Source organism: Notoacmeibacter marinus (assembly GCF_002238045.1).
Lineage (GTDB): Bacteria > Pseudomonadota > Alphaproteobacteria > Rhizobiales > Rhizobiaceae > Notoacmeibacter > Notoacmeibacter marinus.
Genome location: NZ_NBYO01000003.1, coordinates 377,022 through 401,323 on the forward strand (window position 1 = coordinate 377,022; position 24,302 = coordinate 401,323).

The 24,302-nt window shown below is 62.1% G+C and carries 25 protein-coding genes; 14 read left to right on the forward strand and 11 right to left on the reverse strand.

Annotated features, from left to right (window positions below; all coding sequences use genetic code 11):
• The first annotated feature begins 348 nt into the window (after positions 1-348).
• Positions 349-585 carry a hypothetical protein gene (locus tag B7H23_RS14150; RefSeq protein ID WP_143534780.1) on the forward strand — a complete coding sequence of 79 codons (237 nt, stop codon included), beginning with the start codon at positions 349-351 and terminating at the stop codon, positions 583-585.
• Between the two features lie 33 nt (positions 586-618).
• On the opposite strand, the gene pip is transcribed toward B7H23_RS14150, so the two are convergent.
• Positions 619-1,590: a prolyl aminopeptidase gene (gene pip, locus B7H23_RS14155; protein ID WP_094078411.1), complete on the reverse strand. Its 972-nt coding sequence runs from the start codon at positions 1,588-1,590 to the stop codon at positions 619-621.
• 77 nt (positions 1,591-1,667) lie between these two features.
• Between pip and B7H23_RS14160 the strand changes: the two genes are divergently transcribed.
• Positions 1,668-2,711, forward strand: coding sequence for an aldo/keto reductase (locus B7H23_RS14160; protein WP_094078090.1), 1,044 nt, complete (start codon positions 1,668-1,670; stop codon positions 2,709-2,711).
• Between the two features lie 2 nt (positions 2,712-2,713).
• Positions 2,714-3,244: a mismatch-specific DNA-glycosylase gene (locus B7H23_RS14165; RefSeq protein WP_094078091.1), complete on the forward strand. Its 531-nt coding sequence runs from the start codon at positions 2,714-2,716 to the stop codon at positions 3,242-3,244.
• On the opposite strand, the gene B7H23_RS14170 is transcribed toward B7H23_RS14165, so the two are convergent.
• From B7H23_RS14170 to B7H23_RS14180, 3 genes are read right to left on the reverse strand one after another with little or no spacing between them, the layout of a single operon-like run.
• A complete protein-coding gene (locus B7H23_RS14170; RefSeq protein WP_094078092.1) occupies positions 3,241-3,942 on the reverse strand; it encodes a class I SAM-dependent methyltransferase in 702 nt (233 codons plus the stop codon). The two genes, B7H23_RS14165 and B7H23_RS14170, sit on opposite strands and share 4 nt — an antisense overlap.
• Positions 3,939-4,397 carry a DNA polymerase III subunit chi gene (locus B7H23_RS14175; protein ID WP_094078093.1) on the reverse strand — a complete coding sequence of 153 codons (459 nt, stop codon included), beginning with the start codon at positions 4,395-4,397 and terminating at the stop codon, positions 3,939-3,941. The genes B7H23_RS14170 and B7H23_RS14175 overlap by 4 nt, the downstream gene beginning before the upstream one ends.
• Positions 4,398-4,408: 11 nt before the next feature.
• Positions 4,409-5,911 carry a leucyl aminopeptidase gene (locus B7H23_RS14180; protein WP_094078094.1) on the reverse strand — a complete coding sequence of 501 codons (1,503 nt, stop codon included), beginning with the start codon at positions 5,909-5,911 and terminating at the stop codon, positions 4,409-4,411.
• Positions 5,912-6,174: 263 nt separating this feature from the next.
• Here B7H23_RS14180 and B7H23_RS14185 point away from each other — a divergent pair, with 263 nt between their 5' ends.
• The 6 genes from B7H23_RS14185 to rsmA all read left to right on the forward strand — a co-directional run bounded on the left by B7H23_RS14185 (position 6,175) and on the right by rsmA (position 13,684).
• Positions 6,175-7,308 carry an LptF/LptG family permease gene (locus B7H23_RS14185; RefSeq protein ID WP_094078095.1) on the forward strand — a complete coding sequence of 378 codons (1,134 nt, stop codon included), beginning with the start codon at positions 6,175-6,177 and terminating at the stop codon, positions 7,306-7,308.
• Positions 7,305-8,381, forward strand: a complete 1,077-nt coding sequence (locus B7H23_RS14190; protein WP_094078096.1) for an LptF/LptG family permease — start codon at positions 7,305-7,307, stop codon at positions 8,379-8,381. Before B7H23_RS14185 ends, B7H23_RS14190 begins: the two co-directional genes overlap by 4 nt.
• The gene (locus B7H23_RS14195) at positions 8,382-10,760 is read left to right on the forward strand and encodes an LPS-assembly protein LptD (RefSeq protein ID WP_143534781.1); all 2,379 of its coding nucleotides are present in this window, start codon (positions 8,382-8,384) and stop codon (positions 10,758-10,760) included.
• 109 nt (positions 10,761-10,869) lie between these two features.
• Positions 10,870-11,802 (forward strand): SurA N-terminal domain-containing protein, encoded by a 933-nt coding sequence (locus tag B7H23_RS14200; RefSeq protein ID WP_094078098.1) that lies wholly within the window; start codon positions 10,870-10,872, stop codon positions 11,800-11,802.
• Positions 11,803-11,825: 23 nt separating this feature from the next.
• Positions 11,826-12,839 carry a 4-hydroxythreonine-4-phosphate dehydrogenase PdxA gene (pdxA, locus tag B7H23_RS14205; RefSeq protein WP_094078412.1) on the forward strand — a complete coding sequence of 338 codons (1,014 nt, stop codon included), beginning with the start codon at positions 11,826-11,828 and terminating at the stop codon, positions 12,837-12,839.
• On the forward strand, positions 12,833-13,684 hold the full coding sequence (gene rsmA / locus B7H23_RS14210; protein WP_173861928.1) for a 16S rRNA (adenine(1518)-N(6)/adenine(1519)-N(6))-dimethyltransferase RsmA: 852 nt from the start codon (positions 12,833-12,835) through the stop codon (positions 13,682-13,684). The genes pdxA and rsmA overlap by 7 nt, the downstream gene beginning before the upstream one ends.
• Here the strand turns inward: rsmA and gmk are convergent.
• The 7 genes from gmk to fabD all read right to left on the reverse strand — a co-directional run bounded on the left by gmk (position 13,681) and on the right by fabD (position 19,964).
• Positions 13,681-14,361 (reverse strand): guanylate kinase, encoded by a 681-nt coding sequence (gmk, locus tag B7H23_RS14215; RefSeq protein WP_240535121.1) that lies wholly within the window; start codon positions 14,359-14,361, stop codon positions 13,681-13,683. The two genes, rsmA and gmk, sit on opposite strands and share 4 nt — an antisense overlap.
• 43 nt (positions 14,362-14,404) lie before the next feature.
• Positions 14,405-15,289 carry a YicC/YloC family endoribonuclease gene (locus B7H23_RS14220; RefSeq protein WP_173861920.1) on the reverse strand — a complete coding sequence of 295 codons (885 nt, stop codon included), beginning with the start codon at positions 15,287-15,289 and terminating at the stop codon, positions 14,405-14,407.
• Between the two features lie 10 nt (positions 15,290-15,299).
• Positions 15,300-16,433 (reverse strand): endolytic transglycosylase MltG, encoded by a 1,134-nt coding sequence (gene mltG, locus B7H23_RS14225; RefSeq protein WP_094078100.1) that lies wholly within the window; start codon positions 16,431-16,433, stop codon positions 15,300-15,302.
• 79 nt (positions 16,434-16,512) lie between these two features.
• Positions 16,513-17,769 (reverse strand): beta-ketoacyl-ACP synthase II, encoded by a 1,257-nt coding sequence (gene fabF, locus B7H23_RS14230; protein WP_094078101.1) that lies wholly within the window; start codon positions 17,767-17,769, stop codon positions 16,513-16,515.
• Between the two features lie 121 nt (positions 17,770-17,890).
• Positions 17,891-18,127 carry an acyl carrier protein gene (locus B7H23_RS14235; protein ID WP_094078102.1) on the reverse strand — a complete coding sequence of 79 codons (237 nt, stop codon included), beginning with the start codon at positions 18,125-18,127 and terminating at the stop codon, positions 17,891-17,893.
• Between the two features lie 122 nt (positions 18,128-18,249).
• The gene (fabG, locus tag B7H23_RS14240; protein ID WP_094078103.1) at positions 18,250-18,987 is read right to left on the reverse strand and encodes a 3-oxoacyl-[acyl-carrier-protein] reductase; all 738 of its coding nucleotides are present in this window, start codon (positions 18,985-18,987) and stop codon (positions 18,250-18,252) included.
• A 35-nt stretch (positions 18,988-19,022) separates the two neighbouring features.
• On the reverse strand, positions 19,023-19,964 hold the full coding sequence (gene fabD / locus B7H23_RS14245) for an ACP S-malonyltransferase (RefSeq protein ID WP_094078104.1): 942 nt from the start codon (positions 19,962-19,964) through the stop codon (positions 19,023-19,025).
• A 415-nt stretch (positions 19,965-20,379) separates the two neighbouring features.
• On the opposite strand from fabD, the gene rpsF reads away from it, so the two are divergent.
• From rpsF to B7H23_RS14270, 5 genes are all read left to right on the forward strand, one after another.
• Positions 20,380-20,772 carry a 30S ribosomal protein S6 gene (gene rpsF / locus B7H23_RS14250; RefSeq protein WP_094078105.1) on the forward strand — a complete coding sequence of 131 codons (393 nt, stop codon included), beginning with the start codon at positions 20,380-20,382 and terminating at the stop codon, positions 20,770-20,772.
• 25 nt (positions 20,773-20,797) lie between these two features.
• Positions 20,798-21,046: a 30S ribosomal protein S18 gene (gene rpsR, locus B7H23_RS14255; protein WP_094078106.1), complete on the forward strand. Its 249-nt coding sequence runs from the start codon at positions 20,798-20,800 to the stop codon at positions 21,044-21,046.
• A gap of 135 nt (positions 21,047-21,181) precedes the next feature.
• The gene (locus tag B7H23_RS14260) at positions 21,182-22,120 is read left to right on the forward strand and encodes a DUF2232 domain-containing protein (protein WP_094078107.1); all 939 of its coding nucleotides are present in this window, start codon (positions 21,182-21,184) and stop codon (positions 22,118-22,120) included.
• 37 nt (positions 22,121-22,157) lie between these two features.
• The gene (gene rplI / locus B7H23_RS14265) at positions 22,158-22,781 is read left to right on the forward strand and encodes a 50S ribosomal protein L9 (protein ID WP_094078108.1); all 624 of its coding nucleotides are present in this window, start codon (positions 22,158-22,160) and stop codon (positions 22,779-22,781) included.
• Between the two features lie 148 nt (positions 22,782-22,929).
• On the forward strand, positions 22,930-24,204 hold the full coding sequence (locus B7H23_RS14270) for an SAM-dependent methyltransferase (protein ID WP_476703829.1): 1,275 nt from the start codon (positions 22,930-22,932) through the stop codon (positions 24,202-24,204).
• The last annotated feature ends 98 nt before the right edge of the window (positions 24,205-24,302 follow it).

Here is a 24,302-nt window from a genome sequence, read left to right on the forward strand (position 1 = left end):
ACTATGGCGATTGTGCCCTCGCCTGATACTTCCAGCAACCATGGTATCTTTATCGAAAGTTTATTTTGCATACGGATCACTCACCAAAAAAATTGGTGTCCGGTCCGGCATCGTCGAATAGGTGGTTATTCAGGACCCGCGTCAAGAGACTATTCATCTGCAATTTGAGGTTCGAGTCCTGTTGAGGGATTCGAACCTCAAATTGCTCATACGTAACGGGCTAATGAATTTAGCGGCTTGTTTCTCGCTGATATCACGCGCCAGATGTCTTAAAAATCGACGGCGACAGAGCGCCTTACGAAAGCTATTCGTGACCGGTTTCTGCACCCAATGCGTCAAATCTTTAGCATGGAAACTTGTGGAAAACCCGACTTCATAAACTTTGAACCGCGTCACCGCACCGGCATCGCCGGCTCGCATTTCTGTCTCGGCACCATGACCTGGGGCAGCCAGAACTCCGAAGCCGAAGCCCACGGCCCGATGAATCGCGCGGTCGAACGCAGCGATGCATCCGTGAAACTCGCGGAGACCGAAGCGGCGTGGCTGGAAGCGAGCGAAGCGTATGAGGGGGCGGTCGGCGGATAAGCCGCCGCCCCTTTCGATCGTCTTCGCCTCCGGCTAAGCGGCGAACCGGTCGGTCGCTCCGATCAGCCGCTCCAGAATGCCGGGCTCCGAAAAGGCATGGCCGGCGCCCTCCACAATCTGAAGGTCGGCCTCCGGCCAGGCTTCGTGAAGGCGGAAGGCGGTCTGCGCCGGGCACGGCATGTCGTACCGGCCATGGATGATGACACCGGGTATGCCGCTCAGCCGTCCCGCATCGCGGATCAGCTGGTCGTCCTCCAGCCAGCCGCGATTGACGAAATAGTGCGTTTCCAGCCGGGCGAACGCGACGGCGAAATGCGGATCGTGAAACTTGCCGCTCACCTCCTCGTCGGGCAGCAGCGAGATCGTCTCACCCTCCCAGATCGCCCAGGCCCTGGCCGCTTCGAGTTGCGCCGCTTCGTCGTCCCCGGTCAGCCGACGATGATAGGCCGCGAGCAGATCGTGGCGCTCCTCGACGGGGATCGGCGCCAGCAGTCGCGCATATTTGTCGGGGAAGATTTGCGGCACGCCGCGCTGGTAATACCAGTTCATCTCGGCCTTCGTCAGCGTATAGATGCCGCGCAGGACCAGTTCGCTGACGCGTTGGGGGTGGGTTTCGGCATAGGCCAGCGCGAGCGTCGATCCCCATGAGCCGCCGAAGACCAGCCATCTTTCCGCACCGTGCAACTGCCGCAGGCGTTCGATGTCTTCGACGAGATGCCATGTCGTGTTGGCTTCGAGGCTGGCATGCGGGGTCGACCGGCCGCAGCCGCGCTGGTCGAACAGCAGCACATCGTATCTGGCCGGATCGAAGAGCTGGCGATGGGTCTGCGCTATGGCCCCGCCCGGCCCACCATGCAGAAAGACGGCCGGCTTGGCGCCCGGCGTGCCGCACCGCTCGTAATAGATGCGATGACCGCTCTCGCCCTCCAGATAACCGGCATCGTACGGCTCGACGGGCGGGTAGAGACCGCGCGGCCGGCCAGCCGAAAATGCTGTATTTTCCACTCGTTCATCCTTTCCTTCGCCAGCGGCGACCACAGTTTGTCGTGCAACGCAACGCGATCGGAATACAAAAAGCTTTCATGAAATCCAAACAGCTTGGCCGCACCGGCATCACCGTCTCCCATTTCTGTCTCGGTACCATGACCTGGGGCAGCCAGAACTCCGAAGCCGAAGCCCACGGCCAGATGGACCGCGCGATGGAGCGCGGCGTCAATTTCTTCGATACCGCGGAGATGTATCCGACCACGCCCCGCTCGCCCGATACGCTGGGCCGCACCGAGGAATTCATCGGAACCTGGTGGGCCAAGAGCGGCAAGCGCGACCGGGTGGTTCTGGCGTCCAAGATCATCGGCGAAGGCGCCGAAGCGCCGCGCGGCGGCGCGCCGATCTCCGGCAGGACGATGCGCGAGGCGCTGGACGGATCGCTCAGGCGGCTGCGCACCGATTATGTCGATCTCTATCAGCTGCACTGGCCCAATCGCGGCTCCTACCATTTTCGCCAGCACTGGACCTACGATCCGTCGGATCAGAATACGCAGACCGAGCTGGACCACTTCCTGGACGTTCTGAAGACCGCGGACGAACTGATCCGCGAAGGCAAGATGCGCGCGCTGGGCGTGTCCAACGACACCGCCTGGGGCATCATGCGCATGCTGCGTCTGGCCGAAGAGCGGGGCCTGCCGCGCATCGCGTCCGTGCAGAACGAATACAGCCTGCTCAACCGGCTCTTCGATACCGATCTGGCGGAGATCGCCCATCACGAGGATGTCGGGCTGCTGGCCTTTTCGCCCATCGCCTGCGGCATGCTGTCCGGCAAATATGATGGCGGGGACGTGCCGGCGGGATCGCGCGCCTCGATCAATGACGGGCTCGGCGGCCGTTTCGTGCCGCAGGGCCTGAAGATGATGGAGGCCTATAATGCGCTGGCGCGGCGCCATGGGCTCGATCCGGCGCAGATGGCGCTGGCCTTCGCCGCCAGCCGTCCTTTCATGACGAGCGTGATTTTCGGAGCCACGTCGAGCGAGCAGCTCGAAAATGCGCTGGACGCGGCCGACCTCAGACTGTCGGACGAGGTGATGAACGACATTCTCGACGTTCGCAGGACGAACGGCCTGCCAGTCTGACGATGGCCTCGCCGTCGCCTCTGATCGAGGACGTTCTGGCGCCGGGCCTTGCCGTGGTGTTCTGCGGCACGGCGCTCGGTCGCATCTCCGCCAAGCGGCGCGCCTATTACGCCAATTCAGGCAATTATTTCTGGCGCACCCTTCACGATGTTGGCGTGACGCCCGAACGCCTGCCCCCGGCGGCCTACAGGCGGGTTCTCGATTACGGGATCGGCCTGACCGATCTGTGCAAGACCCATTTCGGGCAGGATGCGGAACTGCCCGTTTCAGGCTTCGATGCTGCCGCGCTCGAAGCGAAGATCCGACAGTTCCAGCCGGTCCATCTGGCCTTCACCAGCAAGACGGCCGCATCTGTCTTTCTGGACCGCCCCACCGGCCAGTTTGTAACGGGCCGCCTGGAGCGGCGGATCGGCACCACGCAGCTATGGGCGCTGCCATCGCCCTCCGGCCAGGCCCGGCGTTACTGGGACATTGCACCATGGCAGGCACTGGCCGACGCCATGAGGGACGCTCACAGCCGATCGCCGGACTAGCCGGCTCTGCGCCACACATCGAAGCGATGCGGAATGGTCTTGTCCGGGCGGACGATGTCGAAACTGTCGGACGCCTCGCGTTTCAGGCCGGATGCGGCATAGAGATCGAGTTCGGACGGCGTCAACGGCCAGGGCGGGCCATCGGTCTGTTCGTCTTCCTTCCGCGACCGGGCATAGACGAGCAGGGTGCCGCCCGGCGCAACCAGCGAGGCGATGGCCGCACTGAATTCGGCGTGGCGCTCCGGCGGGACGGACTGCACCGTATAGCATTCATGAACCAGATCGAACGCGCCACGCCAGTTCGCAGGCAGGTTTAGCAAGTCCGCGACCTGCCAGTCGACCGGTTTGACCGGAAAGCGGCGCCTCGCCCAGTTCACGGCCTTTTCGGTATAGTCGAAGGCGGTCGTATCATAGCCTGCATCGGCCAGCGCAGCCGCATTGTCGCCAAGGCCGCAGGCGACATCGATGGCGCGGCGCCCCTGCCCCGGATGTTCGGCCAGCCAGTTCAAGAGCTGCGGTTTGGGCTCCAGATCGGCCCACGGTACGGCGGCGGCATCGCCCTGCGCTTTCTCATACACATTGGCGAAGAAGCCGGACCGGCTGGTATCGTCACGTTCGGCCTTCATCGCGGGATCGTCGGCATCGAGCCGGTCGCGCGCAGCCTGCCGTCGAGCCTCGAAATCTCCGTCGCGCGTCATGCCATCTTCGCCCAACGGCCGCCTTCACCCTGTTTCCAATAGGTGACGTCCTGGCCCTCGCCCTTCAGGCGCTTCCAGGCCGCGCGCGCATCGGCCTTTTGCGCTTCGTCATGGCCGTCGAACATCAGGACGACGCGCTCATAAGCGTCCAGGCCGTCTGCCGGCATGGCGCCGCCGCCAAGAAAGCGGATTTGTGCTCCGTTTGGGTTGTCACGGCCCGTCGTGAGCACGATCGGCTGATCGCTGGCCGCCATATTCTTCGCCACATCGGTGCCATGCGCCAGAAAGGATTCGTCCCGAAACGTCCACAAATGCGCATCGAGCGCGTCGCGCAGGCGTTCGTCCGGCACCTCGACAGCCGCGCGCCAGCCGCGCGCCAAGCTTTTTTCCAGCAGCATGGGCAGTGCGGCGTGCAGCGTCGAATCGGTCAGATGATAAAACCAGATCTCCGCCATCCGCCCCGCTATCAGCCCTCGTGCTTTTCGTAATGGTCGCGCACCAGGCGGTCGAGCAGACGCACCCCGAAGCCAGATGCCCAACCGCTGGAAATCTCGTTTTTCGGGGAGCCCATGGCCGTGCCGGCCACATCGATATGCGCCCAGGGCGTCTCGCCCACGAAACGCTTGAGGAACTGGGCGGCAGTGATCGAACCAGCCTGGCGGCCGCCCGTGTTCTTCATATCGGCATTCTTGCTATCGATCAGCTTGTCATAGGCTTCGCCCAGCGGCAGCCGCCAGACCTTTTCATTGGTGGCGCGTCCGGCCTGCGCCAATCGTTCGGCCAGCGAATCGTCATTTGAGAAGAGGCCGGCATGATCGTTGCCGAGCGCAATGATGACCGCGCCCGTCAGCGTCGCCAGATCGATCATGAATGCCGGGTCGAACCGGTCGCGGACGTAATGGAGCGCGTCGCCGAGAACGAGCCGGCCTTCGGCATCGGTGTTGATGACCTCGATGGTCTGGCCGCTCATCGATGTGACGATGTCGCCGGGGCGCTGGGCCTTGCCGTCCGGCATGTTTTCAACCAGGCCGATCACGCCGACCACATTGGCCTTGGCCTTTCTTGCGGAAAGCGCGTGCATCAGCCCATAGACCGCCGCGGCGCCGCCCATATCGCCCTTCATGTCTTCCATGCCGCCGGCCGGCTTGATGGAGATGCCGCCCGTGTCGAACACCACGCCCTTGCCGATGAAGGCGATGGGCTTTTCGCCATCGGCCCCGCCATTCCAGCGCATGACGACCAGACGGGGTGGACGCTCCGACCCCTGCGACACGCCGAGCAGCGCGCCCATGCCGAGCGCCTCCATCTCGTCCCAGCCGAGGATTTCGATTTCAACGCCCTGCTCGGACAGCTTCTGCGCCTTTTCGGCGAACTCGACGGGCCCGAGCACATTGGCCGGCAGGTCGACGACTTCGCGCGCGGCCAGCACCCCTTCGGCGACGCCGCGATAACCCTTCCAGGCCGCTTCGGCGGCATCGGGATCGGCGCACTGGACGGTCAGTTCGACCGGCGTATCGGCCTTCTCGTCCTCATCCGGCTTCTTCTTCGTCTTGTAGGTATCGAAACTGTAGGAACGCAGAAAGAACCCCATGGCGAAACGCATGACCTCTTCGACCGAACATGGACCATCGGGCGCATCGAGCACCGCCGTCGCCGCCTGTCCGGCGCGGAGCGCCGCGTAGGCCGCGCCGCCGATGCGGATGAAATCGTGCTCCTGCCTTTTGTCAGCGGGGCCGATGCCAATGGCGACGATCCGGGAATAGTTCGTGCCGGACGGCAAAAGCAGATCGAGCTTGGCCGCCAGCTTGCCCTTGAACTTCGCTTCGGCGGTTGCGCGATCGAGCACGCCGTCGGGATCGCCTTCCCTTGCGCGATCGGAAAAAGCACCGCCGTCGCCAGCCAGAAGAATGACACAGCCTTCAGTTGGTGTTGAAAACGGTGCGAAACGAATCTGCGGACGAAGCGACATTGTGGAGCGTGACCTTTCTGATCGGACCAATTTGCGAGAGCCGTTCGATCATCTGGTCAGCGCCAACCTTTAGGCAAGGGCGGAGCGGCTTTTGCCCAGGCACAATCCTGATGTTCTCGGCGGCACAAGACACAAGCTGGGGCGCTTATGCAACGGGCCAAAAGCATTCGCCGCCTGTTAACCACGCTTCTTGTCACGCCATTTGCCATTTGCGGTCAAATTGGCGAAAAGCCGACCGGTTTGGGTCCTCACGCTAGGCGCTTATGAACATTCTCAATCGTTACATCGCCGTGCGAATTGCCAAGACCGTGCTGATCACGCTGGCGTTAAGCCTTGGCATCGTCTGGACGACCGAAGCCATCGGCCGGCTCGAACTGGTGACCGACAATGGCAGCGGCCTTGTGTTCATCAAGGTCGCCTCGCTTCTTTTGCCCGGCGTCGTGCCCGACACTTTGCCGTTCGCGCTCGCCATTGCTGTCGCCCTGACCCTACAAGCCATGAATCGCGACAGCGAACTGGCGGTGATCGCCAATTCCGGTGGCGGGCGACGTCAATTGCTGCGGCCTGTCTTCACCGTCGCTTTGATCTGCGCGGCCCTTGCAGCGTATATCCAGAACGTCGTTTCGCCGGCGAGCTGGCGGGAAGTGCGTACGTTGATCGCCGAATCGAGCGCCGAACTCATTCTCTTCGCGCTTCAGGAAAACAGCAGCCGTACCCTGCCCGGCGGTATAACCATTCAGATTGGCGCGAGGGACGCAGAGGGCCAGCTCACTTCGATTCTCATTGCCGACAAGCGCAAGCCCGAGGAACCGAGTCTGATCTATGCCGACAAGGCGGTTGTCGACAAACAGCGCGCCGAACCGATCCTGTCGCTGCGCAACGGCCAGATCCAACGCGGCAAGGGCGCGGATGTATCGATCATCAATTTCGACCGCTACGGTATCAGCCTCTACGATTTTACCGGCACCGGCGATAAGGGCGTTTCCTTCGGCAACAAGGAAGCGCCGTTCTCCCTGCTGGCCGGGCTCGAACCGATTCGCCCACCCTACCGTGACACGCCCGAATCCTATCGCAAGGAACTGCATGTGCGGCTGACTTCGTGGATCTACTGCTTCACCTTCGCGGCGCTCGCGCTCGCCGCACTTGGGCAGCCCCGGACAAACCGCAGCCAGGGTATGGGCATCGTGCCGCCTCTTCTGCTTGCCCTTCTCATTCGCTGGATGGGCTTTACGGTCGAGGACGCCGCCACGGGATCGCCGAACCTGATACCCTTCATCTACATTATTCCCATAGCGGGACTCGTTCTCTTCCTCTGGGTCTTCATGTCGGGCCGCTTATTGTTCGGCGGCCTGTCGCTGCCGCGCCTGTCCCTTCGACAAAAGGCGCAGCCGGCATGAAGGTTCTTCTCCTCCAGCGCTACATGTTCCGGCATTTCCTGAAGAGCGTCGCCGTTCTGGCAGTGATCGCGCTGGCCCTCGCGTTCATCGTCGATTTCGTCGAAGTTGCCGACCGTTACGGCGATCGGGAGAGCGTGACGACCGCGATTCTTGTCGGCATTACCGGCAACCGTATCCTCCAACTCGTCTCCGACATCGTCCCCTTCGTCATCCTGCTGGCCGCGGTCATGCATTTTTCGTCGCTCAATCGGCGGCTGGAACTCGTGGTGGCACGAGCCGGCGGCATGAGTGTGTGGCAGTTCGTTTCGCCGGCCATCGCCGGCGCATTTCTGGTCGGGGTCGTCACGGTTCTATTGATCGGACCGTTGACGACCTACTCCACGCAATGGATCGCTCTCGCGACGGGCCAGAAAAGCGCGGCGATCGGCGAGCGCCGTTCACTCTGGCTTCGCGAACGCAACGATCAGGGCACCCGGGTGATCGGAGGTACGGTAGAGGGCTCCGCACCCGATGCGATCTATGAGGTCACAGTGCTGGATATTGGCGAAGACGGCCGCGTAAAACGGCGAATTGACGCGGATCGGGCCGTCATCGAAGGCGATCGAATGATTCTCAACGATGTCTTCGAAAGGCCTATTGGCAACCGCATGATTCGCCGGGACGAACTGGACTTTGCGACGCAGGTCACCCCGGCCCGGCTTAAACCGAGGGAGGTGGATCCCCGCCGCCTCGCGCTGACCGACATTCCTGCCGCTGAACGGGACGCCATGGCGCGTGGGGCAAGCATCGCTCCGCTGCGCACCCGCATGCATCAATTGCTCGCCAAACCCATCACATTGATCGTCATGGTTATCTTTGCTGCAACAGTCGCCGTGAAATTCGAACGCACCGGGCCTGTTTTACGAGCTCTGGCTGGTGGCGTCGCCGCTGGCTTTCTGCTTTATGTCGTCTCGGTACTGTCGGATGGGTTCGGCAGTGCGGGGCTTATTGCGCCTGCCATCGCGGTGTGGGTGCCGATTTTGGTGGCGGGACTTATGGGAACTGCTTTCCTTATCCAGAGGGAGGACGGCTGAGTGTGGGTTCGGCGTGATAGGACGCGTTCGGCAGTGCGGGCTCTGGCCGCGCTACTGCTTACTAGCGCGTTGGCCGGCCCGGCCTTGTCCGCCGATACGGGCGGCGGCGCGTCGGACGTTAATCTGGCTACCGCGCTCGGCGCCCCCGATCCGGAACGCATGCTGATCGAAGCCAATGTTCTGGAATACGATATCGATAGCGGCATCGTCACAGTCCAGGGGGCCGTCCGGATCTTCTATCGAGGCAATTCCATTGTCGCGGACCGGGTGATCTACGATCAAAAAGGCGAGAAACTTCAAGCCGTTGGCAATGTCGAACTGATCCAGCCCGACGGAACGATCATCAACGCAGCTGCTCTCGACATTACCGACGATTTCGCCAATGGCTTCGTCAATGCACTGCGGGTGACGACACCCAACAAGACCTATTTTGGCGCCCAGAGCGCCGTTCGTCAGCCCGGCGATGTCACGATCTTCAATTCGGCGGTCTATACGGCCTGCGAGCCCTGTGAAGAAAACCCCGACAAGGCGCCCATCTGGCGGATCAAAAGCCGCCGTGTCATCTGGGACGGTGAAGAGAAAACCGTCACCTTTGACGACGCGACATTCGAATTTCTGGGTGTGCCGCTGTTTCGTGTCGGCAGCTTCACCACTGACGATCCGACCGTAAAACGCAAGAGCGGCTTTCTCTTTCCGACATTCGGCAGATCGGGAAATCTCGGCTTTTCCCTCGGCGTGCCCTACTATTTCGCGCTGTCGCCCTCCTCCGAAGCGATCATTCGACCGGCAGTCTATTCGAAGCAGGGTCTGCTCCTGTCCGGCTTCTACGCGCGCCGGTTCGAAAACGGCTACGCCTCCATTTCGGCGGCGGCCATCCGCCAATTGGACCCGTCGGCGTTCGGCGAGGATAATATTAGCCGAGGCCGCGAATGGCGGGCGATGGTTGGAACGAAAGGCCAGTTCACGCTCAACAAGAATTTCGTGTTCGGTTGGGACGTTCTGGCGCAGACCGACAAATATTTCTCCAAGCTGTACAATGTCGATGGATATACACAGTCCGAACGTGCATCGGAGGTATGGCTTGAGGGTAGCAATGACCGCAATTGGCTCGATCTTCGCGCTGGACGGTTCCAGATCCAGGAATCGGTAAAGGATGACGAGGTTTCGTCCCGTCACCGGAGCCAACCCTGGTTCCTGCCCAGCGCCGATTATCGCCGCGTGGACGAGGATATTGCCGGAGGCGAAGTCCGCACGCGGGTCAATAGCCGGACGATCTATCGCGAGCGGTTGCGGACATACGACAATGAGGCCGACACGGCACTGGTCGGTGTGCCCGGGCCGGAAGGCCTATCCAGCCGCCTGACCGCGGAGAGCACATGGCGGCGGCAGTTCATCACCGATCAGGGGCTGGTGATAACGCCGCTTCTGTCGGGACGCGCCGACCTCATCGGCACCGAGTTCTCCGGCAGCACGCAATCGGCCATGAGCACGCTGGCGGCCAATCAGGGCACAAGCTTCGAAGAGCGCGAGTTCATCGCCCGCGGCATGGCGACCGCAGCGATCCAGGTCAGCTATCCGCTTCTTTTCTCCGCAGCCGGATCGTCCCATGTCGTCGAACCTGTCGGACAGCTCATCGTACGGCCGGACGCCGCCTATCAGTCCTCGTTCGGCCTGCCGAACGAGGATGCGCAGGCTTTGACCTTCACAGCGGCCAATCTCTTCGACATCGACAAGTTCAGCGGCCTCGACCGCATGGAAGGCGGCACCCGGGCCAATGTGGGACTGCGCTATGTCGGCACGTTCGACAATGGCTGGACAGCGAACGCCCTTATCGGCCAATCCTATCACCTGGCCGGCGAGAACCCCTTCGCCCAACCCGGTCTCGTTCAGTCCGGCGCATTTTCCGGGTTGCAGGATGACATCTCCGATATCGTCGCCCAGCTGAGCATCAGCGCGCCGAACGGCTTTCAGGCCAGCGTCGATACCCGCATCAGCAAGGATGATGGCGACCCGGACCGGATAGCCGCGCGCGTCTCCTATGTTTCGGACAAGTGGAGCGCAGGTGTGGGTTACAGTTCCATCGCCGCGCAACCGGGCTATGGCCTCTACGACCGCAACGAAGAGCTGAGCGGCGCAGCCTCGTTGAACTTCGCAGAACATTGGACGGCCTTTGCAAAGGCGGCCTACAATTTCGATCAGGACTACATTTCGACCGCGACGGCTGGCCTATCCTACGAAGATCTCTGCTATATCCTGGCGGGCGCTTATACGATGACGCGGAGCGGTTCGACGGATATGCAGCACAATTTCAAGGTCTACATGTCATTCCGCACTCTCGTGGATATTGGAAAAGACGCTCGCCCAAGTTTCGACCAATAGGCGCCTACAACCCGTCCAACCATGCTTTCGCCGCATAAACTGGGCATCGGTGAAGCGTCTAAAGCGCCGACTTTTCGATAGATGCCAGACGATCAACGCCGGAGCCGCCATGTTTCGCCACCATAGATATATCGCCGCATTCGCGCTGAGCCTTGCCCTGTGCTGCCTTACGCCGCTGGCCATGCCGCAGACGGCGGTCGCCAGCCAGATCAAACTCGTGGTCAACAAAGTGCCGATCACGAGCTACGATATCGCAAAGCGGACCGCCTTTCTGAAGCTTCAGCGCAAGAAGGGCAATCTGCGTAAGATGGCCGAAGAAGAACTGATCGAGGACGCGCTGAAGCGGTCGGCGTGGGAGAGCACCCGAATCCGCATCGCCGATGCCGAAGTCGACGCCTATTTTGCGCGCTTCGCCAAGAGCAACAAGCTGACGGCTGCACAGTTGACCCAAGTGTTGGGCCAGTCTGGCGTGACTGCGCAGCACTACAAGGAATTCATCCGCACCCAAATGGGCTGGGGACAGTATGTCCGGGCACGCCTTGCGGCGGAAAAGCGCAAGGACGACAATGATATCACCAAGAAGATCCTGGCGCGGGGCGGCGAAAAGCCGACGGCTACGGAATACATCCTGCAGCAGGTCATCTTCGTGGTCCCGCAGGCCGAACGCGGCAGCCGCCTTGCCGCGCGCACGAAGGAAGCCGAGGCCATGCGCCAGCGCTTCCAGAACTGCGAGAGCACGCCGGAGTTCGCCAGAGGCTTGATGGATGTGACCGTTCGTAACCTCGGCCGCAAGCTGGCGCCGGAACTGCCGGGCGACTGGGCTTCGCACATCAAGGGACTGGAACAGGGTCAGACCACCAAGGTTCGCCAGACCGACCGGGGCGCCGAGTTCATCGCCGTCTGCCGGACACGTGCGGTGTCCGATGATCGTGCGGCGGAGATGGTCTGGGATGCTGAAGACAATGCCAGCGGGCAGGGAGCAGAGACGCAGGAGAAGATTCTTGCCGAATTGCGCGAGAAGGCGAATATCCAGCGCAAGTGATCGTGCATGCTGCAGCGTGCTTCATGATTGACCGCCCTCTTGCCGTATCATGCGGCGATCCCGCCGGCATTGGACCGGAATTGCTGTTTCGCGCCTTTGGACGTCGTGAAGCGCTTGGACTGCCGGCCTTCGCCGTTCTCTGCGATCCGGATTTTCTTCAGGCGCGTGCTGACCGCATGGGCGTCGATGTGCCGATGCAGCGGATCGACGACTGGACGAAGGTGGAGACCACTTTCGCCAGAGCGCTCCCCGTTCTGCCGCTGAAAGCACGCTTCGACGACTGTCCCGGCGAGCCGCTCTCCGCCCATGCGACGGGCATTGTCGAATCCATCGATCGCGGGGTGGCTGCAAGCCTCTCGGGCGAAGCCGCCGCGCTGGTCACGCTTCCGATCGCCAAAGCGCCGCTCTACGAGGCCGGTTTCGCCTTTCCCGGCCATACCGAATATCTCGGTGCGCTGGCCGAGAGAGCTACGGGAGCGCAGGTCCAACCGGTCATGATGCTGGCTGGGCCCAGCCTTCGCGCCGTTCCGGTGACGATCCACATCCCTCTATCCGCAGTGCCGGGCGCTCTGACGGCAGAACTTCTGGAACAGACGATCCGTATCACCGAACGCGATCTTCGGGTCCGCTTCGGCCTGTCCCGTCCCCGCATCGCCGTCTCCGGCATCAACCCTCACGCCGGCGAAAGCGGCAAGATGGGACACGAGGAGATCGATCTGATCGCGCCGGTGCTCCACGCTTTGCGACAGGAGGGCCTCGATATTGCCGGCCCCCTGCCCGCCGACACCATGTTTCATGAGCGCGCGCGCGCCGGCTATGACGTCGCCATCTGCATGTATCACGATCAGGCGCTCATCGCAGCCAAGGCTCTAGCGTTCGATGAGACGGTCAATGTGACGCTGGGCCTGCCCTTCATCCGAACATCGCCCGATCACGGCACCGCGTTCGACATTGCCGGCACGGGCATCGCGCGCGAGGACAGTTTCGTCGCCGCCCTCATCATGGCGGCGGAGATGGCCGCCGGATCGGCATCATGAGCCCGGATGGTCTGCCGCCACTTCGCCAGGTCGTCGAGCGGCACGGTATCGCGGCGAAGAAATCGCTTGGGCAGAACTTTCTGTTCGACCTCAATCTGACAGCCAAGATCGCCCGGTCGGCCGGTGCTCTGAAAGATCATACGGTCGTCGAGATCGGCCCCGGCCCTGGCGGGCTGACCCGAGCATTGCTCGCCGCCGATGCCGCTGAAGTGATCGCCATCGAGCGCGACAGCCGCTGCATTGCCGCGCTGGAAGAGATCGGCAAGGCCTATCCGGACCGCCTCACCATCGTTCCTGGCGATGCGCTCGCGCTGGACTATGTCAATCTGACCAAAACTTCAGACAGGCCGGTGAAGATCGTCGCCAACCTGCCCTACAATATCGGCACGGAACTGCTTCTCGGCTGGCTGACATCGGAGGACTGGCCGCCTTTCTGGTCGTCGCTGACGCTGATGTTTCAGAAGGAAGTGGCGCAACGCATCGTCGCGCAACCTGGTGACAAGCATTACGGCCGGCTCGGCGTTCTGACGGGGTGGCGCTGCCAGGCGGTGAGCGTTTTCGACGTGCCGAAGGAAGCGTTCTCACCGCCACCCAAGGTCACATCGAGCATCGTTCACGTCGAACCGCGATCCGAGCCTCTTTCTGCCAGTCTCGACGCGCTCGAGCGGGTGACATCGCACGCTTTCGGCCAGCGCCGGAAAATGCTGCGACAGTCGTTGAAACCACTCGGTGGCGAAGCCCTGTTGGAGCGTGTGGGCATCGATCCCACGCGCCGGGCCGAAACCCTTTCCATCGAGGAGTTCGTCGCGCTCGCCAATGCCATCCCGGCAGGGCAGTCCAGCTAGACGACCGCGCTTTCGTTCAACATTTCCGATACGAAATCGAACAGGCCGGGCCGACGATCGCGGCGCAGTCGTTCGGCAGTGACGATGGCCTGCACCTCATGGAAGGCGTCGTTCAGATCGTCATTGACGACGATATAGTCATATTCGCGCCAATGCGCGATTTCCGCACGGGCATTGCGCAGGCGGGTCTCGATGACCTCGTCACTGTCCTCGGCGCGGCGCTTCAGCCGCTCGCGCAACTCGTCGATGGAGGGTGGCAGGATGAAGATCGACACCATGTCGACGCCGACCTTCTCCTTCATCTGTTGGGCGCCCTGCCAGTCGATATCGAAGAGCATATCCTGGCCGTCGCCGATGGCCTTTTCGGCAGGCGCGCGCGGCGTGCCGTAGAAATTGCCGTGAACCTCGGCCCATTCCAGCAATTCGTCCCGGTCGCGCATCACTTCGAAATCCGGCACGGAACGGAAATGATAATGCTGGCCGTCGATCTCGCTGGAGCGCCGCTTGCGTGTGGTCACGGAAACAGAAAGGCGAAAAGCGGGATCGGTTTCGAGTAGATTGCGCGCAATCGTCGATTTGCCGGCGCCGGAGGGCGAAGACAGCACCAGCATCAGGCCGCGGCGGGGAATGGACCGGCGCTCCGCTGCCGCAGCCTCGCGCGCTATGCTCTCGATCATCGTCGTCCTCCCGCCGCTGGCGGCCAAGCCATGCCGCTGGCTGTTATTCCACGTTCTGAACCTGCTCACGCAACTGATCGACGACGACCTTCATGTCGAGGCCGATCGCGGTCAGCGCGGGCGCGTTGGATTTGGCACAGAGCGTGTTCGATTCGCGACCCAGTTCCTGCGCCAGAAAGTCGAGCCGCCGACCGACCGGCTCGCTGGCCTCGAAGAGTTCGCGGACCGCGGCACAATGGGCGGCGATACGGTCGAGTTCCTCGCGAATATCGGCCTTCGTCGCCAGCAGCGCCGCTTCACTATGAAGGCGCGCCGGATCAAGCGTGCTGGACGCTTCGATGAGCGCCTCGACCTGGCCTCTAAGCTTTTCGGCGATGGCCTCGATCTGCCGCGACGGATCGTTTCCAGCCAGAACGGCAAGTTGTTCGATCCGATCAATCTGACCGGCAATGACCGATTGCAGCCGCTCGCCTTCCTCGCTACGCGATGCGTTCAGATTGTCCAGAGCCGCCTTGAATATCGCAACGATGACGGGATCGTTCGTCTGGCGTGACGCCTCATCCGCCGGCAGCGCCTGCTCGCCAATTTCGACTACGCCACGCATCGCCAACAGCGCATCGGCGCGGGCGGCCGCAAAGCCGCGTTGCTCCAGCAGACCCGCTTCCTCGCAAAGCCGGTCGAGGATCTCGCGGTTGATCGAAATACCCTCGCTCGAGCCAGCCAGTTCGCCGTTCACCTGTAATGTACCGCGGCCCAGAGCATCGCGCGCTGCTGCCCGCAAGGCGGGACTCACATGATCGAAACCCGGCGGAAGGCGAACGCGTATATCGAGCCCGCGCCCGTTCACCGCGCGCAATTCGAAACGCAAGAGCCGTTCGGCGACCATTCCGTTCGCCGATCCGAATCCTGTCATGCTTTTCAGGGCCATGACCCGCGCCCTATTGCCCGGGAACGGGGTCGTCGCCCTGAACCGGTCCAAGTTCATCGTCTGGAATACCGCGTTCGGCCTCGATCTTCCGCCAGGCGCGGACATTGGCGTTGTGCTCATCGAGTGTCGTGGCGAAAGCGTGGCCGCCCGATCCGTCGGCGACAAAATAGAGAGCGTCCGTTTCAGCCGGATTGGCGACGGCCTTGAGCGCGTCCTTGCCGGGCGTGGCGATAGGACCGGGCGGCAGGCCGTTGATCGTGTAGGTATTGTAGGGCGTTTCTTTGGTGATATCGGAGCGGTAGATCGGACGATCTGCCGGTTTGCCCTGGCCGCCGAACAGGCCGTAGATAATCGTCGGATCGGATTGCAGGCGCATGCCCTTACGCAGGCGGTTGACGAAAACAGCCGCGACTTCCGGGCGCTCTTCGGCAATGCCGGTTTCCTTCTCGACAATGGAGGCGAGCGTGACGAACTCCTCAACGGTCTCGATGGGCAGATCGGGATCGCGCCCCTCCCATATCCGCTGAACGAGCTCGCGCTGGCGCTGCTGCATGTCGTCGATCAGCGCCTGGCGGTCCAGCCCGCGCTGGAAGACGATGGTATCGGCAATCAGGCTGCCCTCGGGCGGCGCCTCTTCAGGCATATCGCCGGTCAGCGCCGCATTGCTTTCGATCCGGGCAAGCGCCTGGTGGGTGGTCCATCCTTCGGGGATCGTCACCCGATATTCCAGAACGTCCCCACGCTGCATCATCTGCAGAATGTCGCGCATGGAGGCCTTTGGCGGAATTTCGTATTCGCCTGCCTTGAGGGAGCCGTCGAGCCCGTAGGCGCGGGTCGCGATCTTGAAGATCTGGGCGTCGGAGATCAGCCCCCTGTCCGCCAGATTGGCGGCGATGGTGGACAGGCCAGATCCCGGCTCCACGGCGAAGAGGGCGGGACGAGAGCGCTCGCTTGGCCGGTCAAACACGTTGAGCGAATACCAAATCATGCCGCCCACGCCGATGACTGCGAGAACGGCCAGGGTGAAAAGGAAATTGAAAAAAATGACGAACTGGTTGCGGGCCGTGCGGCTGCGCGGGCGAACGGCGTCCGTCTCGCTCGATGCAGCCGGGCTTGCAATGGATGGCCTTTCGCTCTCGTTCATCCCCGCTCCGATTCGTTTGTCTGTCTTTGCCCGGGCAGACCTGCCCGGGCAATGTGGCAAGCCGGCGGCTGCTCTTCGCCTATTCGGAAAGCCGCCGGAAGATCAGGCAGGCATTGGTGCCCCCGAAACCGAAGGAGTTGGAGAGCGCTACATCGATCTGTCGCTCGCGCGGCTTGTGCGGAACCAGATCGATGGCGGTTTCGGCCGCAGGATTGTCCAGATTGATGGTCGGCGGCGCAACCTGATCGCGGATTGCGAGGAGGCTGAAAATCGTTTCCACCGCGCCTGCCGCGCCCAGAAGGTGGCCGATGGCGCTCTTGGTCGACGACATCGAGGCGTTGGCCGCCGCATCGCCGAGCAGACGCTCGACCGCGCCCAGTTCCAGCGTGTCGGCCATGGTCGAGGTGCCATGCGCATTGACGTAATCGATGTCGGACGCCTCAATTCCAGCGCGCTTCATAGCCGCCGTCATCGCCCGGAAAGCGCCTTCGTGATTCTCCGCCGGCGCGGTGATGTGAAAGGCATCGCCAGACAGCCCGTAGCCAACCACTTCGCCGTAGATTTTCGCCCCGCGCGCCTTGGCGTGTTCCAGTTCTTCCAGCACGACGATGCCTGCGCCTTCACCCATGACGAAGCCGTCGCGGTCGCTATCCCATGGGCGCGAAGCAATTTCAGGCGTATCGTTGTACTTGGTCGACAGCGCCTTGCAGGCGGCGAAGCCGGCAAGCGACAATTTGGTGATCGGCGCCTCGGCGCCGCCGGCGACCATGACGTCCGCATCGCCGAGCGCGATCATGCGGGCCGCGTCGCCGATGGCATGCGCGCCGGTCGAGCAGGCAGTCACGACGGCGTGGTTCGGCCCCTTCAGTCCATGACGGATCGAGACCTGGCCGGAGACCATGTTGATGATATTGCCGGGAATGAAGAACGGGCTGACGCGGCGCGGGCCCTTCTCTTCCAAAGTCAGCGTGGTTTCCGAAATGCCTTCGATGCCGCCAATGCCCGAGCCGATCACCACGCCGGTGGCGCATTTTTCGTCTTCGGTCTGTGGCTTCCAGCCGGCATCCTCCAACGCCAGATCGGCAGCGGCGATACCGTAGGTGATGAACTCGCCGATCTTGCGCTGTTCCTTCGGTTCGACGAAATCGTCGGGATTATAAGCACCCTCGCCTTCGCGCGGAATGGAACAGGCGATCTTGCAGGCCAGATCGTCGACATCGAAACGTTCGACACGGCGCGCGGCGGATTTGCCGGCCAGTATCTGTTTCCAGGTGTGCTCGTGTCCGACCCCGAAGGGCGAGATCATACCGACGCCGGTTGCGACTACTCGTCTCATTGTCCCTCTCCAAATGCAAAAGGTCTCCGCCATAACGGACGGAGACCTTCACGCTATCAGCATGCCGCCGCCAGTTACGCGATGGGCTTTCGCGACAAGCAATACGGCTCCTCCGCCTTGATCAGGCGGTCTGCTTCTCGATGTAACGAACCGCGTCGCCGACCGTCAGGATCGTTTCGGCGGCATCGTCGGGGATTTCCACGCCGAATTCTTCCTCGAAAGCCATGACCAGCTCGACCGTGTCGAGGCTGTCGGCACCGAGATCGTCGATGAAGGAGGCTTCCATCGTCACCTTCTCCTCCTCCACGCCGAGATGCTCGACGACAATCTTCTTCACGCGTTCGGCGGTGTCGCTCATTTGGTATTCCCCAGTTGTAAAATCTGCTGGCGCTTTCGTTAGCTGCGCTATCGCCGCTAATCAAGGGCAAGCATTGTTGGAACGTGTCTTATTGTCAGGATGTTTCGGTCTGTAAATCGGGCTCAGAACATAGCCATGCCGCCATTGACGTGCAAGGTCTGCCCCGTCACGTAGCCTGCCGCATCGGAAGCCAGGAACGCCGTCATCGACGCGATTTCCTCGCCCGTTCCCATTCGTTTCATGGGAATCGAGGACAGGATGCCCTCGCGCTGCTTGTCGTTCAGCTTGTCGGTCATGGCGCTTTCAATGAAGCCTGGCGCGATTGCGTTGACGGTAATGCCGCGACTGGCGATTTCCTGGGCCAAGCTCTTGGTGAAGCCGATCATTCCGGCTTTGGCGGCGCAGTAATTGACCTGTCCGGGATTGCCGGTCACGCCCACGATCGAGGTGATGTTGACGATGCGGCCTGCGCGGCGCTTCATCATCGGCTGGGTCAGTTCGCGTGTCAGGCGGAAGGTGGCGGTCAGGTCGATTTCCAGAACCTGGTCCCAGTCATCATCCTTCATACGGATGAAGAGGCCATCCTTCGTAATGCCGGCATTATTGACAAGGATATCCACACCCTGGAGTTTTGCCTCGGCATCCTTGCCAAGCTGGGTGACGGCTTCGCGGTCGGACAGATTGGCCGGCAGGACCACCGTCCGCTCGCCGAGATCGGATGCGATCTGCTCCAGCTTCTCGGCGCGGGTGCCATGCAGGCCGACCGTCGCTCCAAGCGCATGGAATTTTCTGGCGATGGCTTCACCGATACCGCCCGATGCGCCCGTGATCAGCGCTTTCTTGCCGGAGAGATCGATCATGGAATTGTCCTCGTTTTCGTTTGAGCCGGCCCTCTTCAGGACAGGGCGTTCAGCGCCTTCTCGATATCGTCCAGACCGCCAATCGGAATCGCGGTGAGCGAACGGTCGATGCGACGGGCGAGGCCCGACAACACCTTGCCGGCACCGATCTCGTAGAGCGTATCGATATCGTTGGCCGCAAACCACTGCATGGTTTCACGCCAGCGGACGCGCCCGGTGACCTGCTCGACCAGACGGTCTGCGATTTCGGCCGGATCGGTCAACGGGCTGACCGTGACATTGGCGATCAACGGCACAGTCGGCGCGTTCATCGTGACATCGGCAAGCGCTGCGCGCATCCGGTCGGCCGCCGGCGCCATCAGGCTGGAATGGAACGGGGCGGAGACCGGCAGCATCAAAGCGCGCTTGGCGCCCTTTTCCTTCGCAAGCTCCGCGGCCTGTTCGACCGCAGCCTTATCACCGGAGATCACGAGCTGGCCGCCGCCATTGTCGTTGGCGATCTGAACGACTCCCCCGGCAGACGCTTCTTCGCAGACCGCTTCGACATCGTCCTGCTCAAGGCCGATAATGGCCGCCATCGCGCCCTCGCCCACCGGCACGGCCTTCTGCATGGCTTCGCCGCGAATACGCAGCAGCCGGGCCGCATCGGCCAGTGAAAACGTACCAGCCGCGCAGAGCGCGGAATATTCGCCGAGCGAATGACCGGCGACATAAGAGACACGCTTCTCCAGAAGAAGGCCGCGCGCCTGCATGGCGCGGAGCGCGGCGATCGAAACCGCCATCAACGCGGGCTGGGCGTTGGCCGTCAGAGTCAGCTTTTCCTCCGGCCCTTCCCAGATCGTCCTGGAGAGCGATTCGCCAAGCGCCTCGTCCACCTCGTCGAAGACGGCGCGCGCTTCGGGCACTGCGTCGGCCAGGTCCTTGCCCATGCCAACAGTCTGGCTTCCCTGACCGGGAAAGATAAAAGCTGTGCCCATGGTGACGCCATCTCCGCAAACTGGTCTGCAATCTGTTGTTGCGGATTGCCGAAAGGTGAAGCAAAGGTCAAGCGAAAGGCCGTGGCAGCCATCGTCGCGCCAAAGCTTCCATCCCATTCCGCCGGCGAAATGGGGCGAGTGGGACAAATCGGCGATGATCCGTCACCGCCTCTTGCTCATTGGCCGGTCTTTCTGTATGGAGCCGCACTTCAGCCGGTCCTGTGCCGGGGGTTAATCGAAGGGCTGCCCTTTGTGGCGGCAGGTGACGGAATGTCCACCGACCTTCGCTCCCGTCTCCGCTCTCGACCGCTTCGTGCAGCGCCTTTCCCGCCGATTTCTCGGCATTCCGAAAGGTCGCAGAGGCTTTAGCCGCGCGGGTCCGGTGGTGTGAAACGAAGGAAAGGCAAAGCCGATAATGGCCCTTTACGAACATGTATTCCTGGCCCGCCAGGACCTTAGCCAGAGCCAGGTCGACGACCTCGTTCAGCAATATACCGGCATCATCGAGAATGCCGGCGGCTCGGTCAGCAAGACCGAAAGCTGGGGACTGAAGTCCCTGGCCTACCGGATGGATAAGAACCGCAAGGCGCACTACACCCTGCTCAATATCGACGCGCCCGCCGAAGCCGTCCAGGAAGTCGAGCGCCAGCAGCGCCTGTCGGAAGAAATTCTCCGTTCGCTCACCCTCAAGGTCGACGAATTGGAAGAAGGCCAGTCCGCGATGCTTCGCAAGGACGATCGCAACGATCGCCGTGGTGGGCGTGGTGGCGGACGCGACCGCGATCGTGACCGCGGCCCGCGCCGCTAAGACGCCGACGAAAGGAATTTAAGACATGGTCGATATCAACCAGCTTCCGACGCGCCGGCCGTTCCATCGCCGTCGCAAGACCTGCCCGTTCTCCGGCGCCAATGCGCCGAAGATCGACTACAAGGACGTTCGCCTCCTGCAGCGCTACATTTCAGAGCGCGGCAAGATCGTGCCGTCCCGCATCACGGCGGTCTCCGCCAAGAAGCAGCGCGAACTGGCCAAGGCCATCAAGCGCGCACGCTTTCTGGGCCTTCTGCCCTACGTGGTGAAGTAAGACGATACACCGCGCCGGTTCGCCGGCGCGGTCTTCCGCCTGCGGCGACCGGCGCCGTGGGTCTTTCAAACCAAACCCGAAGTTGGGACCGGGCGCGTTCCGTTCCCTAACTGCCAGAGGCAGGACAGCGATCTCGTGAAAACGATACTTGCCAATCCGCATCTTGTCGGCGCACTTGCCGGCCTGACGTCCGCGCTCGTCGCGGCATCGCCCTTTGGCGGAATGGCCTTCCTTACCCTGCTGTCTCCGTTTCCGCTCATGGTCGCGACCCTCGGCTACGGTTTTGTCGCCGGGTTGAGCGGATCGGCCGTCGCGATTTTCGGCATCGCCGCCTTCTCCGGCGTTACGCCGGCCATCGGCATCGGTCTTCTGGTCTGCCTGCCCTGTGTCCTTGCCGGAACGCTCGGTGCGCTGGCCCGCCCGGCGAACGAGCTTGGCGGCCCGGACGAAACACTGGTCTGGTTTCCGCTGGCCGATATTCTGATGGCGATCTGCGGCAGCGCGGCCCTTGCGTTCGTTGGCCTTTCGCTGATGGACGGCCTTGGACTGGAGTTGGCCGACGAGGTTGCCGCAGCGCTTGCGGAAAGCTACCGCCAGGGCGATGTAGCGCTGCCGGAAGGCTTCGAAGCGCAACTGGCCGCGCTATTGCGAAACATGCTGCCCATCGTTCAGCCCTGGGGTTGGGTGCTCGTGCTGCTGTCCAATTTCTACGTAGCGCTTCAAGTGGCGCGGCGGGCCGGTCTACTGATGCGTCCGAAGGATGACTGGCCGACCTCGCTGCGCCTGCCGCGCATCGCGCTTGTTCCCTTCCTGATCGCGCTCCTTGCCAGCTTCATGCCGGGATTGACCGGTTTTCTGGCGGCAGGCGTCGCCGGAGCCTTCGGCGCGGGCTTCGCCGTCGGCGGGTTTGCCATGCTTCACCAGTGGAGCCGGCAACATAGCGCCCGCTTCTTCATCCTCTTCGGCACCTATCTCTCGGTGCTGCTTTTCGCTCCGCTTCTGGCGGGCTTCGTCATTGCCGGTCTGTTCGATACGAAACGCGCTTCGCCGCTTTCTCCGCGGCCGGTGGATTAAACACAAACGAAAAACGACCTTACGAAAGGAAACTCAAATGGAAGTCATTCTTCTGGAACGCGTCAACAAGCTGGGCGGCATCGGCGACACCGTCACCGTCAAGCCGGGCTTTGCGCGCAACTATCTTATCCCGACCGGTCGCGCGCTACGTGCGAACGAAGTCAACAAGGCGCGTTTCGAAGCCGAACGCGCACAAATCGAGGCGCGTAACGAAGACCGCAAGTCCGAAGCGCAGAAGGTTGCCGACGAGCTGGACGGCAAGACGCTGGTCGTCATTCGCTCCGCGGCCGAGACCGGACAGCTCTACGGTTCGGTTTCCTCGCGCGACATTTCCGAACTTCTCAAGGAAGAAGGCTTCAAGGTCGGTCGCAGCCAGGTCGATCTGAACCAGGCGATCAAGGCCATCGGCCTGACCGATGTGCCGGTCGAGCTGCATCCGGAAGTGCGTGTCGCCATCACGCTGAACATCGCCCGTACGACGGACGAGGCCGAGCGCCAGGCGCGCGGCGAAGACCTCACCAGCGCCGAGGCGATCTATGGCGAAGACATCAACGATGCGGCGCAGCCGGACGAGTTCTTCGAGGAAGACGCCGACTACGACGACGAAGCCGTGGCGGATGCCGAGGCGTCGGATGAAGGCGAAACCGACGACGCCAGCTGAATTCGCTTTTGCTGTTCAAACATGGAAAACCCCGGCATCGGCCGGGGTTTTCTGCTTTCTGGGCGCCGATATTGATTCCGCCGCCAGCACGAACATAATAATTGCCTTAAGTATCAATCGGCATGACCGGACGGTCCGGAGCGGAATGATGAAGGGTCCAGTCCACGGAATAGTGGAAAGAAATATCGTCAGGCTGGTCGACGGGATGATCGGGACCGGCACACTGATCGCTACGCTGCCCGGCGGAAAGACATTCCGTTTCGGACCCGGCGGCGAGCCGACGGTCGCGCTGACTATTCACGATCGTCGCGCTCTGATGTCCATCATCGTCCATCCGGACCCCGCTTTTCCGGAAGCTTATATGGATGGGCGCGTGACCATCGAGCATGGCGATCTTCTCGACTTCTTCCAGCTCCTCGCCCCAATCGAACGGCCCGCAACCTACCCGATCCCCGCACGCATGATGCGCTACGCCCGGTTTGCGGCGCGGCGTCTGTCGCAATGGAACGGTTTGTCCGCTTCGCTACGCAATGTGAAGAAGCATTACGATCTGTCGCCGGCGATGTATCGGCGCTTTCTCGACGCCGACATGCAGTATTCCTGCGCCTATTTTCAGAACCCGGACCTGTCGCTGGAAGAGGCGCAGATTGCCAAGAAGCGTCACATCGCCGCCAAGCTGATGATCGAGCCGTCGATGAACGTGCTCGACATTGGCTGCGGCTGGGGCGGCATGGCGCTGACGCTCGCCGATGAATGCGGGGCGAACGTCACGGGCGTTACCCTGTCGGAAGAACAGCTCGCCGTTGCCAAGACGCGGGGCGCGGGGCGCGACGACGTCCGTTTCGAACTACGCGACTACCGGACGCTGGACCGGACCTATGACCGTATCGTCTCGGTCGGCATGTTCGAGCATGTCGGCATCCGCAATTACGGGACGTTCTTCCGAAAGGCGCACGATCTGCTGGCGCGGGACGGGGTGATGCTGCTGCATACGATCGGCCGTAGCGAACCGCCGAACGTGACCTCCGGCTTCATCCACAAATACATCTTTCCCGGCGGCTATATTCCGGCGTTGTCGGAAGTGTCGTCCGCCATCGAACGCGCCGGGTTGACCATAACCGATGTCGAAATTCTCACCACACATTATGGGGATACGCTGGCCGAATGGCGCAAGCGCTTCCACGCGGCGCGCGACGCGGTGCTCGATGAGTATGACGAGCGCTTCTTCCGAATGTGGGATCTTTATCTGGCCGCTTCCGAAGCGGCGTTCCGCTTCTACAATATGGTCGTGTTCCAGATTCAGATCGTTCGCGACAAGACGGTCGTACCGATGAGCCGCGATTATATCGGGCAGCGTGAACGGGAACTGACCCGCGCAGCCGGGGCGCGATCGCGGTACGACGTATCGAGCGCCGCGGAGTAAAAGGGCCGACGGGTTTATCCCCGTTGTTCCCGCTGTTTTCCTATCGCGCATTTCTCCGGTCGCCAGATCTCGTTAACGACGCGCTCACTGCCAGCGCA

Coding starts and splice junctions, on each gene's coding strand:
- B7H23_RS14175 (WP_094078093.1), bottom strand. CDS start 4,397: ATGGCGGAGATCTGGTTTTATCATCTGACCGATTCGACGCTGCACGCC.
- B7H23_RS14160 (WP_094078090.1), top strand. CDS start 1,668: ATGAAATCCAAACAGCTTGGCCGCACCGGCATCACCGTCTCCCATTTC.
- B7H23_RS14220 (WP_173861920.1), bottom strand. CDS start 15,289: ATGGCCCTGAAAAGCATGACAGGATTCGGATCGGCGAACGGAATGGTC.
- B7H23_RS14180 (WP_094078094.1), bottom strand. CDS start 5,911: ATGTCGCTTCGTCCGCAGATTCGTTTCGCACCGTTTTCAACACCAACT.
- mltG (WP_094078100.1), bottom strand. CDS start 16,433: ATGAACGAGAGCGAAAGGCCATCCATTGCAAGCCCGGCTGCATCGAGC.
- B7H23_RS14190 (WP_094078096.1), top strand. CDS start 7,305: ATGAAGGTTCTTCTCCTCCAGCGCTACATGTTCCGGCATTTCCTGAAG.
- rplI (WP_094078108.1), top strand. CDS start 22,158: ATGGAAGTCATTCTTCTGGAACGCGTCAACAAGCTGGGCGGCATCGGC.
- B7H23_RS14165 (WP_094078091.1), top strand. CDS start 2,714: ATGGCCTCGCCGTCGCCTCTGATCGAGGACGTTCTGGCGCCGGGCCTT.
- pdxA (WP_094078412.1), top strand. CDS start 11,826: ATGATTGACCGCCCTCTTGCCGTATCATGCGGCGATCCCGCCGGCATT.
- B7H23_RS14150 (WP_143534780.1), top strand. CDS start 349: ATGGAAACTTGTGGAAAACCCGACTTCATAAACTTTGAACCGCGTCAC.
- rpsF (WP_094078105.1), top strand. CDS start 20,380: ATGGCCCTTTACGAACATGTATTCCTGGCCCGCCAGGACCTTAGCCAG.
- fabF (WP_094078101.1), bottom strand. CDS start 17,769: ATGAGACGAGTAGTCGCAACCGGCGTCGGTATGATCTCGCCCTTCGGG.
- gmk (WP_240535121.1), bottom strand. CDS start 14,361: ATGATCGAGAGCATAGCGCGCGAGGCTGCGGCAGCGGAGCGCCGGTCC.
- B7H23_RS14200 (WP_094078098.1), top strand. CDS start 10,870: ATGTTTCGCCACCATAGATATATCGCCGCATTCGCGCTGAGCCTTGCC.
- B7H23_RS14170 (WP_094078092.1), bottom strand. CDS start 3,942: ATGACGCGCGACGGAGATTTCGAGGCTCGACGGCAGGCTGCGCGCGAC.
- rpsR (WP_094078106.1), top strand. CDS start 20,798: ATGGTCGATATCAACCAGCTTCCGACGCGCCGGCCGTTCCATCGCCGT.
- B7H23_RS14270 (WP_476703829.1), top strand. CDS start 22,930: ATGAAGGGTCCAGTCCACGGAATAGTGGAAAGAAATATCGTCAGGCTG.
- fabD (WP_094078104.1), bottom strand. CDS start 19,964: ATGGGCACAGCTTTTATCTTTCCCGGTCAGGGAAGCCAGACTGTTGGC.
- fabG (WP_094078103.1), bottom strand. CDS start 18,987: ATGATCGATCTCTCCGGCAAGAAAGCGCTGATCACGGGCGCATCGGGC.
- B7H23_RS14235 (WP_094078102.1), bottom strand. CDS start 18,127: ATGAGCGACACCGCCGAACGCGTGAAGAAGATTGTCGTCGAGCATCTC.
- B7H23_RS14185 (WP_094078095.1), top strand. CDS start 6,175: ATGAACATTCTCAATCGTTACATCGCCGTGCGAATTGCCAAGACCGTG.